General features: G+C 59.4%; 12 protein-coding genes. All 12 read left to right on the top strand.

All coding sequences use genetic code 11. The features are described from left to right. Positions 1 to 32 precede the first annotated feature (32 nt). The 12 genes from mmsB to BM254_RS16965 all read left to right on the top strand — a co-directional run bounded on the left by mmsB (position 33) and on the right by BM254_RS16965 (position 13,805). Entirely contained in the window at positions 33 to 920 is an 888-nt protein-coding gene (gene mmsB, locus BM254_RS17020; RefSeq protein WP_092006686.1) for a 3-hydroxyisobutyrate dehydrogenase, read from the top strand. 357 nt (positions 921 to 1,277) lie between these two features. Then, the gene (locus BM254_RS17015) at positions 1,278 to 3,224 is read left to right on the top strand and encodes a type VI secretion system Vgr family protein (protein ID WP_092006683.1); all 1,947 of its coding nucleotides are present in this window, start codon (positions 1,278 to 1,280) and stop codon (positions 3,222 to 3,224) included. A gap of 68 nt (positions 3,225 to 3,292) precedes the next feature. Then, positions 3,293 to 4,396, top strand: a complete 1,104-nt coding sequence (locus BM254_RS17010) for an AI-2E family transporter (RefSeq protein WP_092006680.1) — start codon at positions 3,293 to 3,295, stop codon at positions 4,394 to 4,396. A 102-nt stretch (positions 4,397 to 4,498) separates the two neighbouring features. Continuing rightward, the gene (locus BM254_RS17005; RefSeq protein ID WP_092006677.1) at positions 4,499 to 5,641 is read left to right on the top strand and encodes an alcohol dehydrogenase catalytic domain-containing protein; all 1,143 of its coding nucleotides are present in this window, start codon (positions 4,499 to 4,501) and stop codon (positions 5,639 to 5,641) included. Further along, the gene (locus tag BM254_RS17000; RefSeq protein WP_092006674.1) at positions 5,641 to 6,702 is read left to right on the top strand and encodes a proline racemase family protein; all 1,062 of its coding nucleotides are present in this window, start codon (positions 5,641 to 5,643) and stop codon (positions 6,700 to 6,702) included. The genes BM254_RS17005 and BM254_RS17000 overlap by 1 nt, the downstream gene beginning before the upstream one ends. Before the next feature lie 142 nt (positions 6,703 to 6,844). After that, positions 6,845 to 8,494, top strand: a complete 1,650-nt coding sequence (locus BM254_RS16995) for an AMP-binding protein (protein WP_092006671.1) — start codon at positions 6,845 to 6,847, stop codon at positions 8,492 to 8,494. Continuing rightward, positions 8,491 to 8,916, top strand: coding sequence for a PaaI family thioesterase (locus BM254_RS16990; RefSeq protein WP_092006667.1), 426 nt, complete (start codon positions 8,491 to 8,493; stop codon positions 8,914 to 8,916). Before BM254_RS16995 ends, BM254_RS16990 begins: the two co-directional genes overlap by 4 nt. Positions 8,917 to 8,994: 78 nt before the next feature. Continuing rightward, entirely contained in the window at positions 8,995 to 9,801 is an 807-nt protein-coding gene (locus tag BM254_RS16985) for an ABC transporter ATP-binding protein (RefSeq protein WP_092006664.1), read from the top strand. Beyond that, positions 9,798 to 10,520, top strand: coding sequence for an ABC transporter ATP-binding protein (locus BM254_RS16980; RefSeq protein WP_092006661.1), 723 nt, complete (start codon positions 9,798 to 9,800; stop codon positions 10,518 to 10,520). The genes BM254_RS16985 and BM254_RS16980 overlap by 4 nt, the downstream gene beginning before the upstream one ends. An 81-nt stretch (positions 10,521 to 10,601) precedes the next feature. After that, positions 10,602 to 11,813 carry an ABC transporter substrate-binding protein gene (locus tag BM254_RS16975; RefSeq protein WP_092006658.1) on the top strand — a complete coding sequence of 404 codons (1,212 nt, stop codon included), beginning with the start codon at positions 10,602 to 10,604 and terminating at the stop codon, positions 11,811 to 11,813. A 106-nt stretch (positions 11,814 to 11,919) separates the two neighbouring features. Further along, positions 11,920 to 12,807 (top strand): branched-chain amino acid ABC transporter permease, encoded by an 888-nt coding sequence (locus BM254_RS16970; protein ID WP_092006655.1) that lies wholly within the window; start codon positions 11,920 to 11,922, stop codon positions 12,805 to 12,807. A gap of 2 nt (positions 12,808 to 12,809) precedes the next feature. Then, positions 12,810 to 13,805 (top strand): branched-chain amino acid ABC transporter permease, encoded by a 996-nt coding sequence (locus BM254_RS16965; RefSeq protein ID WP_092006652.1) that lies wholly within the window; start codon positions 12,810 to 12,812, stop codon positions 13,803 to 13,805. Positions 13,806 to 14,139: the final 334 nt, after the last annotated feature.

The raw sequence follows: 14,139 nt of genomic DNA, 5'->3' as shown, positions 1-14,139 counted from the left end.
CTCATCGGAATACAACAACAAGGGGAAGAGATATGGCAAAGATTACATTCATCGGTCTGGGCAACATGGGTGGCCCCATGGCCTCAAACCTGGTCAAGGCCGGCCACGACGTGACGGTATTCGATCTGTCCAAAGCGGCGGTCGAAGCCCTGGTGGGCGAGGGCGCCAAAACCGCGGACACTGCCGAAGCGGCCGCCCAGGGCGCGGAGTGCGTTATCACCATGCTGCCGGCTGGCAAGCACGTGGAAGCGGTTTACCTCGGCGACGACGGCCTGCTGGCCAAGCTGCCGGCAGGAACCCTGGTCATCGATTCCTCCACCATCGCGCCGGAAACGGCCCGTGGTGTGGCCGAAGTGGCTTCCGCAAAGAACCTGGATTTCATTGATGCCCCGGTTTCCGGTGGCGTCGGTGGTGCCAAGGCCGGAACCCTGACTTTCATCTGCGGTGGTGAGGAAAGCACCTTCAACCGCGCCAAGCCGATCCTCGAGGCCATGGGCAAGAACATCTTCCACGCCGGCCCCCACGGCTCCGGCCAGGTCGCCAAAATCTGCAACAACATGCTGCTGGCAATCCTGATGGCCGGCACCAGCGAGGCACTGGCCCTGGGCGTGCGCAACGGCCTGGACCCTGCCGTGCTCTCCGAGATCATGAAGCAGAGCTCCGGCGGCAACTGGGCCCTGAACGTCTACAACCCCTGGCCGGGTGTCATGGAAGGCGTACCCGCCTCCCGCGACTACCAGGGCGGCTTCCTGGTCAACCTGATGACCAAGGACCTGGGCCTCGCCTTCGACAACGCCGTCAAGAACCAAGCCTCCATCCCCATGGGCGCCCTGGCCCGCAACCTGTTCCAGCTGCACGCGGGGCAGGGCAATGGCGAGCTGGATTTCTCCAGCATTCAGAGGCTTTATAAGCCGGAGTGACCAGAGACTGCGACCCGGTGAAAACGGGGTCAGAAGAAGGCTTTCTTCAGACCCCAAGGTCATGCTCAGGGGTCTGATGAACTTGTTCATCTGACCCCATCCTCAGTCCAGCCTCAGGGGTCTGATGAAAACCTTCATCTGACCCCAAGTTCACTTTCCCGCCAAGCTCCCGGTTAAAATCGGGGTCAGATGAAAGCTTTCATCTGACCCCATCTTCACGCTCATCCCCCCAACTCTGGATTTTCTCCAAACGCGCTGGTACCTTTCCCAACTTCGCGGGCGCCCCATCAAGGATCCGATGGCCAAAATACCCGCACCGATTCAACGGACCGAATCAACCCTTCAAGGACTGAAGACATGCCCCAGGCAAGCGGATTGCAGTTCACCGCCCGCGTCGGTGACTTCCCCTCTGATCATTTCGCCGTGGTCGCCTTCGCGCTGACCGAGAGCCTCTCCGAGCTTTTTCGGGGCCGCCTCGAGCTGGCGAGCACCGATCCCGACGTACCTGCCGAAGCCATGCTGGAACAACCCGTCGACCTGGTGGTCTGGCAGGACGGCCAACCCCTGCGCCAATTCACCGGCGTGGTCAACGAATTCGCCCGGGGCGATACCGGCCACCGCCGCACCCTTTACGAAGTCGTCTTCCAACCGCCGCTCTGGCGCCTCGGCCTGATGCACAACAGCCGCATCTTCCAGGGCCAGAGCCCGCAGGCCATTATCCGAACCCTGCTGGAAGAGCGGGGCATCGTGGACACCATCTTCGATCTCAAACGCGCTCCGGAAGAACGGGAATACTGCGTCCAACACCGGGAAAGCGATCTGGCCTTCATCGAGAGGCTGGCGACGGAAGAGGGCTGGCATTACCACTACCAGCACGGCGGTGTGAATGGAGAACAGCAACCGGCGTTGGTCTTTGCCGATCACCACGGCGATGCCCCGAAGCTGGAGCCGGCACCGTACAACGGCCGGGCCGGAGGCAGTACTCGTCAGCCCTGTATTTTCCGATTCAAGTACCAGGAACGCGTCCGCGTCGCCTCCGTCGCCCTCAAGGACTACACCTTCAAAAACCCCGCCTATGCCCTGATGCACGAGCAGGCGAGCGCCGACCTGAACCATCGCGAAGACTACCAGCACTACGACTACCCCGGCCGCTACAAGGTCGATGCCAGTGGTCAGCCCTTCACCCAAGCCCGCCTGGACGCCCTGAGAAACGATGCCTCCACCGGCTACGGCGAAAGCAACCGGCCGGACTTCACCCCCCGCGCCAAACTCCCGCTCATTGACCACGACAACGAGGCCCTGAACCGGGATTGGCTGCTCACTGCCGTCACCCACACCGGCAAACAGCCCCAGGCCCTGAAAGAGGAGGGCGGCCAGGAGCCCACTACCTACCACAACTTCTTCAACGTGGTCCCGGCGGACAGAACCTGGCGTCCGAGGTGTGAACACAAGCCAATGATGGACGGCCCCCAGATCGCCATTGTCACCGGTCCGGAGGGTGAAGAAATCCACTGCGACAAACACGGCCGGGTGAAGGTCCGTTTCCCCTGGGACCGCTATTCCAACAACGATGACCACAGCAGTGCCTGGCTCCGCGTCAGCCAGGGCTGGGCCGGTGGCCAATACGGTTTGATGGCACTGCCCCGTATCGGCCACGAAGTGATCGTCAGCTTCCTGGACGGTGATCCGGACCAACCCATTATCACCGGTCGCACCTGCCACGCCACCAATCAGCCACCGTACGAACTACCGGCGCACAAGACCCGCACCACCCTGAAAACCAAGACCCACAAGGGTGAGGGCAGCAACGAACTGCGCTTCGAAGACGAGGCCGGAGAAGAACAGATCTACATTCATGCCCAGAAAGACCTGGATCTGCTCACCGAACACAACCGCACCGAGGTCATCAAAAATGACAGCCACTGTACAGTCGGCAACAATCACTTCAGTCACATCAAAGGCGACAGCCACCTCACCGTGAACGGTGAACATCGGGAGAACCTTGGTGCCGACTACAGCCTGACCGCCAACGGCAATCACTACAGCAAACAGGGCAGCAGTCAGCTGGTGGAAGCGGGCACCGAGATTCACCACAAGGCCGGGCTGAAAATCATCATCGAGGCCGGAGCCGAAGTGACCCTCAAGGCCGGAGGCAGTTTTGTGAAGGTAGACCCAAGTGGTGTAACAGTCTCGGGTCCCCTGGTACGGATGAATTCCGGGAGTGCACCGGGTAGCGGCAGCATCGTTGAGGCCCGATCACCGGATTTGCCGGGCCCTGATGCAGGCTGCCGCCGGGCAGGTTAGACTGGTGGTTTTCATGACGGCCCGGATATCACCCGGGCCGGTCGTTGTTTAAGGGCTCGGAGCTCCTCATGGAAGGCCACTCGAAACAGAACCAACCGGCGGGCAATGAAAAGCGTCCGCTGATTTCCTCGGACCTCGCGACTCCGATCTACGGCCTGTTCGGTCTCGGCATCCTGTACACCCTTTATGTCGCCCACCAGATCATCCTGCCCATCGTTCTGGCGGTAATGACCAGCCTGCTGCTGTCGCCGCTGGTCAAAAAAGCCTACGTGAAGTGGCGCATTCCCCGGATGGTCAGTTCCATGGTGTTTGTGTTGCTGGTGCTGGCCGGAATTGTGGGGATCACGCTGGCAGTCGCCACGCCGGCCCTGAAGTGGGTCGAAGAGGTGCCGGGAGCGGTTTCCCGGGTGTTGGTGGGGGAAAGTGAACTCAGTCGTCAGATTGCCAAGGTCACCGAATCGGCCGAGCAAGTGGAGAAATCCGTCGAGCAGCTCTCCGATGGCGAGCGGCGGCAGCCAACGGCGGTGGTTTTGCAGACCGATTCCTGGCGCAGCCAGCTGATGAACAAGATCCAGAACGGCATTGTCGGCCTGGCCCTGGCTCTGGCGCTCACCTACTTTCTCCTGGTAAGCGGGGATCGTCTGATCCGGAACTTTGTGCGTCAGCTGCCCATGGGCCAGCGCAAGACGGTGCTGCGAATAACCCATGACTCCCAGCACCTGATTGCCCAGTATCTTGGCGTGCTGGGCCTGAGCAACATCTTTGTCGGTACGTCCACGGGGTTGATCTGCTGGGCGGTGGGCCTGCCAGATCCCGCGGTTTGGGGACTGGTGGCGGGGCTGGCCCGGTTTGTTCCCTACCTGGGTGTGGTGATTTCCGTCTCGATGCTGTCCGTGATTTCGGTGATCAGTCTGGAGGAGTTCTGGATGATGGCCATCGCCCCGCTGGGTTTCCTGGCGCTGACCACCCTGGTAGGGGCCTTTATCGAGCCCTGGATTCATGGCTTCCGCATGGCCATCAATCCGGTCATCATTTTCGTGTCCATCTTCTTCTGGGGCTGGCTCTGGGGCCCGGTGGGCGTGTTGCTGGCGGTGCCGCTGATGACGGTCATTCAGGTGGTGCTCAAGCAGATTCCCAGGCTGCGCCCGGTATACCGGGTAATCGCCCGCTAAGGCAAATAATGGATACCCGCAACACGCCCTGACACGCCCGGGAATCTCACCTATCCTGACTGGATACCCCAAATTCAGCAGACCAGGGAGGATTCCCCGTCCATGATCCCGAACACCATGAAAGCCATGGTTCTTACCGGTCACGGTGATATCGACAAGCTCGAATATCAGGACGTTCCCACCCCTCAGCCCGGCCCGGGCCAGGTCCTTGTTCAGGTGACGGCAACCGCCAAGAACAACACCGATCGCAAGGCGAGGGAAGGGCTCTATCCCACCAAAAAGGGCGAGATGACATCGTTCAAGATGGGGGGCAAGCCAACCCTGACCTTTCCCCGCATCCAGGGCGCCGACATTGCCGGTCGGGTAGTGGCTGTCGGTGATGGCGTTGATGAGAGCCGCATCGGCGAACGCGGGCTGCTGGATTTCAACATCTACGCCAATGGCAGACGGGACATCAATCTGACGCCCGACTACTACGGCCACGGCGCGGACGGCGGTTTTGCCGAATACGTCGTGCTGCCTTCCGACCAGTTCCATCACATCCCGAATCCCGAGTTGTCCGATGCGGAGTTGGCGGCCATGGGCATGTGTTCCTACCAGACCGCCATGCACATGCTCACCTCGGCCAATGTCCGGGCCGGGGAACGGGTTCTGGTCACCGGCGCCAGCGGCGGTGTGGGTACTGCGCTGATCCAGTTGTGCCGGATCATGGGTGCCATTCCCTACGCGCTCAGCAAGAAGGACAAGGCGGATGCGCTGATGGCCCTGGGTGCCGAAGCCGTTCTGGATCGTTCGGACATGGACACTTTCGAGGATCGGGTGAAAGAGCAGACCGGGGACAAGCCCATTGATGCGATCATGGACCTGGTGGGCGGCGAGATGACCGACCGCTTCATCGACACCATGATCTTCGATATGAATGCCCGCGCCACCTACCCACGCCTGAGCATTGCCGGCGCCAGTGGCGGCAACATCAGCGAAATACTCTGGACGCGAATCTACCTGTACCAGGTTCAGATTTTCGGTGTCTCCCACGGCACCCGCGAAGAGGCGGAACAGCTGATGACCTGGATTCGGGGCGGCCAGCTCAAACCGGTTCTGCACGGAGCCTTCAGGCTCTCGGATCTGCATCGGGCCGAGGAGTACTTTGTTAACCGGGGCAGCAATTATCTCGGCAAGATCGTGATCGTTCCCGACGCCCAGTGGGAAGAACACGGCAAACCCTACGCCCTGGAGAGCGCCTGATGAAGCCGGAACTCACCATTCAGTTGATGGATACCCATGCCGGCGGCGATGTCAGCCGGATCGTGACCGGCGGCATAGACCTGTTGCCAGGAGACACCGTGCGCGCCCAGATGGAGTACCTGCGGGATGACGCCGACGGTCTCCGGAAACTGCTGCTCGAAGAGCCCTATGGCATCCCGGAGATGTCGGTGGACCTGCTGGTGCCGGCCACGGACCCGCGTGCGGCAGCCGGTTACATCATCATGGAAGTGATGGGTTACCCGATCTATTCCGGTTCCAACACCATCTGCACCGCCACCGCCGTGCTTGAGGCGGGTATCGTGCCCAAGCAGGAGGGCAAGCAGAACTTCATGCTGGAGTCGCCGGCCGGGCTGGTCCAGATCGAGGCCACTGTGCATGACGGCGTGGTCGAAGCAATCACCTGCGAGGGGCTGCCCAGCTATATACACACCTATAAGGCCAGCATCGAAGTGCCGTCGCTCGGCAAGGTGACCTACAGTGTCGCCTACAGTGGTGGTTTCTATGCGTTGGTGGATGCGAAGGAGCTGGGCTTCGATCTGACCCTGGATGAAGAGCGGAAACTGGCAGAAACCGCCCATGCCATCGTCGAGGCAATCCAGGCGGAGCGGGGTTTTTCCCATTACACCCTGGGGGATGTTGGCCCGCTGCCGTTCCTGCACTTTATGGGGCCGGAGGAGCACGTTGCGGAGGGCTATTACCGCTCACGCTCGGCCACGTATGTGCATCCGGGGGTCATCTGCCGCAGTACCACGGGCACCGGCACCTCGGCCCGCCTGGCACTGATGAATTACGAAGGCAGGATCCGCCCTGGCGACAAGCTGGAGACTGTCTCCCTGAGGGAAACCGGCTTTATCGGCGAGTTCACCTCGGTGGAAACCGAGGGCGAGTACCAGGTAGTGAAAAACAGCATTACCGGCAAGGGCTACGTGATCGCCCGCTCCGATATCGTGGTGAACTGCGATGACCCGTTGGTGGAGTGTGACGGCCTCCATCATATCCTTTCAGCCCGCCACAAAGGTGATATTACGCCAAAGTCCTGATCTCCCGGCCCGTTTGCGGATGACGTGATAAAACGACCGCAAAAGGGGCGGTTATTAGTCTAAGGTTTACCTTTACGTAAAGTGAAGCCTGTGCTAAACCTTGGACCTGTGCATTCAAAGATAAAAACAACAGGAGTTCACGATGAGCCTTCCGAAATACACCGATGTGTACAACAACTTTGATGCAGCCGCTCTGGAAGCGGACATCCTGGACGGACGTCTTGATAGCGGCTTGAACGTATGCCACGAGATCTGTGACAAGTGGGCCACCGACCCACAGAAGGTAGCCCTGTTCTACGAAACAGCAGATGGTGGTGATGGCACCCTGACATTCGCGGAGCTCAAGGCTGCCTCCGCCCGCTTTGCCAACTACCTGAAATCCCAGGGAATCGGCAAGGGCGATCGGGTTGCCGGCCTGCTGCCCCGAGGCCCGGAACTTCTGATTGTCATCGCCGGCGCCCTCCGGGCCGGCGCGGTCTACCAGCCACTGTTTACTGCGTTTGGCTCGGGCGCCATCGAGTACCGCCTTGAGCGTGCCGGTACCAAGCTTGTAGTTACTGATCCCGCCAACTACCCGAAGCTCACCGAAGTGAAGGACTGCGCCCCGGTGCTGTGCGTCAATGCCAGCGAGACCGGCGCCGATGTCCAGGATTTCGAGGAGACCCTGGCTCAGCAGTCCGACCAGTTCGAGCCGGTGATGATCAAGGGTTCCGATCCGTTCCTGCAGATGTTCACCTCCGGCACCGTCGGCAAGGCGAAAGGCGTTGCGGTACCGGCGAAGGCGCTGCTGGCGTTTTATGTTTACATGAAGTACGCCATCGACCTGCGTGAGGACGATGTATTCTGGAACGTGGCCGATCCAGGCTGGGCCTACGGTCTTTACTACGCGGTGGTCGGCCCGCTGATGATGGGCCACGCTACCCACTTCAACCCCGGTGCATTCACCCCCGAATCCACCTACGACATGATCCGCAAGCACAAGATCACCAACCTGGCGGCGGCCCCAACGGCCTATCGCCTGCTCAAGGCCAACGACCAGGTGCTGCCGGAAGGTGAGAACCTGGGCCTGCGTGTCTGCAGCAGTGCCGGTGAACCTTTGAACCCGGAGGTGGTCAACTGGATCAGGAATCGTCATTTCTGTCCGGTGAAGGACCATTACGGCCAGACCGAGACCGGCATGACCTGCTGCAACTTCCATGGTCTCGAGCATCCGGTGCGGGAAGGCTCCATGGGTTATTCCTCACCAGGCCACAAGGTGGTTGCGCTGAACGAGAAGAACGAGGAAGTAGGCGAGGGCGAGATCGGTCAGCTGGCCGTGGACGTGAAAGCATCTCCGCTGTTCCACTTTGATGGCTACACCTGGGGTGAGAAAGACCCGTTTGTGAACGGTTACTACCTCACCGGTGACATGGTGATCTGCCACGGTGACGGCAGCTTCTCCTTTAGTGGTCGTGACGACGACATCATTACCACCGCCGGTTACCGGGTTGGCCCCGCCGACGTGGAGAGTACTCTGCTTGAGCACGCCGCCGTCGCCGAATCGGGTGTGGTGGCGAAGCCGGATGAGAAGCGGGGTGCTATTATCAAGGCTTACGTGGTCATCAAGAGCGGTCAGGAGCCGGCGGATGATCAGGCCCTGAAAGACGAGCTCCAGGAACTGGTCCGTCGTCGCCTGTCCACCCACGCCTTCCCGCGGGAGATCGAGTTTGTGGATGAGCTGCCGAAGACCCCGAGCGGCAAGATCCAGCGATTCGTGCTCCGTAACCGTGCCAAGGACGAAGTCGACGCATGATCATCACCTTCGAAGAGCTCCAGGCGTTCCTCGAAGAGCAGTTTCCGCAGGGTGAGGCATTTGGCACTCTGCAGAAGCTCGGGGACGGCTGGGCCGAGATGCGGCTGGAGGTGGATGAGGAGCACCTGCGGCCCGGAGGCACTGTGTCCGGGCCGGCGATGATGGGACTGGCGGACGTAACCATGTACGCCGCCCTGTTGAGCAAGATCGGATTGGTGCCCCTTGCGGTGACTACCAACCTGAACATCAACTTCCTCAGAAAGCCGGCGGCCCATGCCGCGATATGGGCCCGTGCGAACCTTCTGAAGGTGGGGCGGACCATGGGAGTCGGGGAAGTGTTTGTCTATTCCGAGGGGGTGGAAGAGCCGGTGGCGCACTCCACTATGACCTATTCGATTCCCCCGGAAAAATACAGAAATTAGGTATTGACGTTTACGTATACGTCAATCTACTCTGTAGTTAATTCAGAAGTACAACAATAACAAAGGGTATAGTGGCTCATGAGTGAACAGTACGTTCTCGAGACCCGTAACCTGGTCAAGGAGTTCAAGGGGTTCGTCGCCGTAGACGACGTGAACCTCAATATCCGGAAAGGCGACATCCATGCGTTGATCGGCCCCAACGGTGCCGGCAAGACCACGGTTTTCAATCTCCTGACCAAGTTCCTGATCCCGACCAGGGGAAAAATCCTCTATAAAGGCGAGGACATCACCTCCCTGAAATCCGCCGCCATCGCCCGCAAGGGTGTGGTTCGCTCCTTCCAGATATCGGCAGTATTCCCGCACATGACCGCGCTGGAAAACATCCGCGTTGCATTGCAGACCTTCGAAGGGAACTCCTTCAGCTTCTGGCAAGCCGGAGCCCGACTGAACAAGCTCAACGAACGCGCCATGGAGTTACTGGACGCGGTCGGGCTGACCAGTTTTGCCAACACCACCACTGTGGAGCTTGCGTACGGCCGGAAGCGGGCACTGGAGCTGGCGACCACGCTGGCGATGGAGCCGGAAATCCTGCTGCTCGATGAACCGACCCAGGGCATGGGCAGCGAGGATGTGGACCGTGTGGTCGAGCTGGTGCGCAGTGCCGCCAAGGGCCGGACGGTGCTGATGGTGGAGCATAACCTGAGTGTGGTCAGCAAACTGTGTGACCGCATCACCGTGCTGGCCCAGGGGGCCGTTCTGACCGAAGGCGACTACGAAACCGTGTCTGCCGATCCCCGTGTGCGCGAGGTTTACATGGGATCCGACGGTAGTGGCGAGCGAGGCGCGACCGAGACGAATCCCGCCAGTGCGGAGGCCGCCCAATGAGTCACGGACCGGACAAGGAATACGAACAGCTGCGGGTTTCCGGACTGCACGCCTTCTATGGCGAGTCCCATATCCTGCATGGCATCGACATGGTGGTTAACCGGGGTGAACTGGTCACCCTGCTCGGGCGTAACGGCGCCGGCCGCACTACCACCCTGAAAGCGATCATGAACATGGTGGGTCGCCGTACCGGCTCCATCATGATCAACGGGGAGGAGACCATGTCCTGCGCTCCCCATCATATTGCCAGGTTGGGTGTCGGGTATTGCCCCGAACATCGGGGCATTTTTTCGTCACTCAACGTCCAGGAAAACCTGACCCTGCCACCGGTGGTGCGCAGCGGCGGCATGAGCCTGGAAGAAATCTACACCATGTTTCCCAACCTCTACGAACGCCGATTCAGCCAGGGCACCAAGCTCTCCGGCGGTGAGCAGCAGATGCTGGCGATGGCGCGCATCCTGCGTACCGGTGCCAATATGCTGTTGCTCGACGAAATTACCGAGGGCCTTGCCCCGGTGATCGTGGAGAAGCTGGGAGAGGTGCTGACTGCCCTGAAGAAGAAAGGGCTGACGATTGTCCTGGTGGAGCAGAATTTCCACTTCGCCAAGCCGCTGGCTGACCGCCATTACGTGGTCGAGCATGGCCAGATCGTGGAAGAGATACGCGCCGACGAGCTTGAGGCCAAGCAGTCGCTGCTAAACGACTATTTGGGTGTGTAACACCGGATAGAAGAGAGCAACAACCAAAAAAAGCAACAACAACCCGAACAACCAACGCAAGACAGTAGCGGAGATACAACAATGACAATGATGAAAAAGCTTCTGACATCAGCCGTTGCATCAGCCCTGATGGTGGGCGGCGCCCAGGCCGAAATCACTGATAACACGGTGAAGATCGGTTACCTGGCTGACATGTCCGGTACCTACCGTGACCTGGCCGGCCCCAACGGCCTGAAGGCCCTGGAAATGGCGATTGCCGATTTCGGTGGCAAGGTCAAAGGCGCGAAAATTGAAGTGGTCAGTGCCGACGACCGGAATAGCCCGGATGTAGCCTCAAGCACCGTGCGCAAATGGGTCGAAAACGATAACGTGGACATGGTAAGCGGCCTGGTTGCTTCTTCCGTCACTATCGCGGCCACCAAGATCCTTGAAGAGAGCAACAAGCTTGGTCTGGTTAATGGCTCTGCGGCTTCCAGTATTACCAATGAGCACTGCACGCCGAACCACATCCACTATGTGTATGACACCTATGCACTGTCCATCGGTACACCGACGGCCATCGTTCAGGAGGGCGGCAAGTCCTGGTTTATCCTGACCGCCGATTACGCCTTCGGCCATGCCATGGAAGCGGACGTGACCCGCGTGGTGGAATCCAATGGTGGGGAAATTGTCGGCAGCATCCGTCATCCGTTCCCGACCGACGATTTCTCATCCTACATTCTTCAGGCCCAGGCCTCCGGTGCTGACGTTATCGCCCTGGCCAACGCCGGTGCCGATACCACCAACGCCATCACCACCGCCGGTGAGTTCGGTGTAACCCAGGCAGGCCAGACCATTGCCGGTCTCGTCGTCTTCCTGAGTGATGTTCACGCCCTCGGTACCGAAGTGGCGCAGGGTCTCCAGCTCACCACCGGCTGGTACTGGGACATGAACGACGAGACCCGCGAGTGGTCCGATCGCTTCATGGAAGAGACCGGTGCCCGTCCGACCATGGTCCACGCCGGTATCTATTCCAGCGCCATGCAGTACTTCAAGGCCGTTGAAGCTACCGGCTCCGACGACTCCCAGACTGTGCGCAAGTGGATGATGGAGAACCCGGTCAACGACATGTTCGCCAAGAACGGCATCGTTCGCGAAGATGGCCGCATGGTACATGACATGTACCTGGCACAGGTCAAATCCCCTGAAGACTCCACCGGCGAATGGGACCTGTACGACATCGTTCGTACCATCCCGGCCGATGAAGCCTTCCGTCCGCTCTCCGAGAGCAAGTGCAAGCTGGTTAACAAGTAAGTAAAACCGCAAGCAACAGGGCTCTCCGCCACCAGGCGGAGAGCCCTCAGGAACCTGCAAAGACGAAAAGCGCAATTGCGTCTGTGCTGCTTTTGGAGTTAGCAACATGTCCATGATTTTCGGTGTCCCGTTTGCCGTACTGTCCGGCCAGCTGCTGATCGGGATTATTAACGGTGCCTTCTACGCCCTGCTGAGCCTGGGCCTGGCGGTGATCTTTGGTCTGCTGAAGATTATCAACTTTGCCCATGGCGCCATGTACATGCTGGGTGCCATGGTCACCGTGATCATGTTTGATGCACTGGGCGTCAACTACTGGGTAGCCCTGTTTCTGGCGCCACTGACCGTTGGCGTGTTCGGGGTGGTTATCGAATATTTTCTCCTGCGCCGGATTGCCGGTCAGGATCACATCTACAGCCTTCTGCTGACTTTCGGCGTCGCCCTGCTGATCCAGGGTGTCCTGACCAATATCTATGGCGTGTCCGGCCTGCGCTATTCCATGCCCGATATGTTCAAGGGTGGTATGAACCTGGGTTTCATGTTCCTGCCTTATTACCGGGCCTGGGTCATCGTTGTGGCGCTACTGGTCTGTTTCGGCACCTGGTTCATGATCGAGAAAACCAAACTGGGCTCCTACCTGCGCGCCGGAACGGAAGATTCCCAGCTGATGCAGGGGTTTGGTATCAACGTGCCGTTGTTGGTCAGCCTGACCTACGGGTTTGGTGTCATGCTCGCGGCGTTCGCCGGTGTTCTGGCGGCGCCCATCTACTCGGTCACGCCGGTCATGGGCTCGAACCTGCTAATCGTCGTGTTTGCGGTGGTGGTTATCGGCGGGATGGGGTCGATCGGTGGCGCCATTCTCACGGGTATAGCGATGGGGGTAATCGAAGGCCTCACCAAAACCTACTATCCGGAAGCCGCATCCGCCGTCATTTTCCTGGTCATGGTGGTCGTTCTGATGTTCCGTCCCAGTGGCTTGTTTGGTAAGGAGGCGTAACCATGAATCAGCCTATCACTCAGACCGACATTCAAAAAGCCATTCTGGAACAGCAGAACGCAGAAAACCGGAAGAAAATGATAGTGAACGCGGTTCTGCTGATTTTGCTGTTGGCAGCACCGTTCGCGATGTATCCGGTTTTCCTGATGAAAATCCTGTGCTTTGCGCTGTTTGCGGTGGCCTTTAACCTGTTGTTCGGCTTTACCGGGTTGCTTTCCTTTGGCCACGCCGCCTTCCTGGCGACCGGCGGTTACACCACCGGATACCTGCTGACCAACTATTCCGGATTGACCACCGAGATGGGCATCATTGCCGGCACCGCCGTTGCCACGTTGCTGGGTCTCGGCTTCGCGTTGCTGTCGATCCGCCGGCAGGGCATCTACTTCGCCATGGTCACCCTGGCTTTGTCGCAGCTGGTGTTTTTCTTCTTCGTCCAGTCGGAATTTACCGGCGGTGAAGACGGCATGCATGGCATCCCGAGAGGCCAGCTGTTTGGCTTCATCAACCTCGAAGACAACCTGAACATGTACTACTTCGTGCTGGCTGTTTTCATCGCCTGCTACCTGCTGGTGCAGCGTATCGTCAACAGTCCGTACGGACAGGTGCTGAAGGCCATCAAGCAGAACGAACCCCGCGCGGTCTCTCTGGGTTACAACGTGGATCGTTACAAAACCCTGGCCTTCGTGATCTCTGCAGCGCTGGCCGGCCTGGCGGGCTCCATGAAGTCGGTAGTGTTCCAGCTGGCCTCCCTCAACGATGCCCACTGGCACATGTCCGGTGAGGTCATCCTGATGACCCTGGTGGGCGGCATGGGCACTCTGCTGGGCCCAGTTGTAGGTGCGACCTTCGTGGTGAACGTGGAGTACCAGCTCTCCCAGGGCCCGCTGCGGGACTGGGTTGATCCCATCCTTGGGGGTATCTTCATCATCACGGTACTGGCGTTCCGGAGCGGTATTGTCGGGGAAATCCAGAAGTTCATGAAAAAGAACCTGGGGTGAACTGAAAATGGGGTCACCCATTAGCCAGCCGTAGTCAACAGGCAATACCAATCCACCACAACCGCCGGTTGTGGTGGCTCCTCCCTTCCAATACGCACCCGTTGTTCTCAGTGGTGGTTGCGGACTGATCCGCACCAGACACCCATCAGGATCAAGACCGCTGGTCGCGAACAGCGAGGCGGCCCCTGGCCGAAGCCCCAGAAAACCGTCGGTGCCTGATCGTGTCCAAGTGGATACAGATGTCGTGGTTTGCCAACGTGTGGCACCAGTCTCTTGATGGTTCACGACCAGGGCGCATCAGTGCACCTTTGGTGCTTGGGAGAATGGGCGGGGA

Source organism: Marinobacter pelagius (assembly GCF_900114925.1).
GTDB classification, from domain to species: Bacteria; Pseudomonadota; Gammaproteobacteria; order Pseudomonadales; family Oleiphilaceae; genus Marinobacter; species Marinobacter pelagius.
Note: the sequence above shows the minus strand (reverse complement) of the source record. Positions and strands in the feature narration are given on the sequence as shown.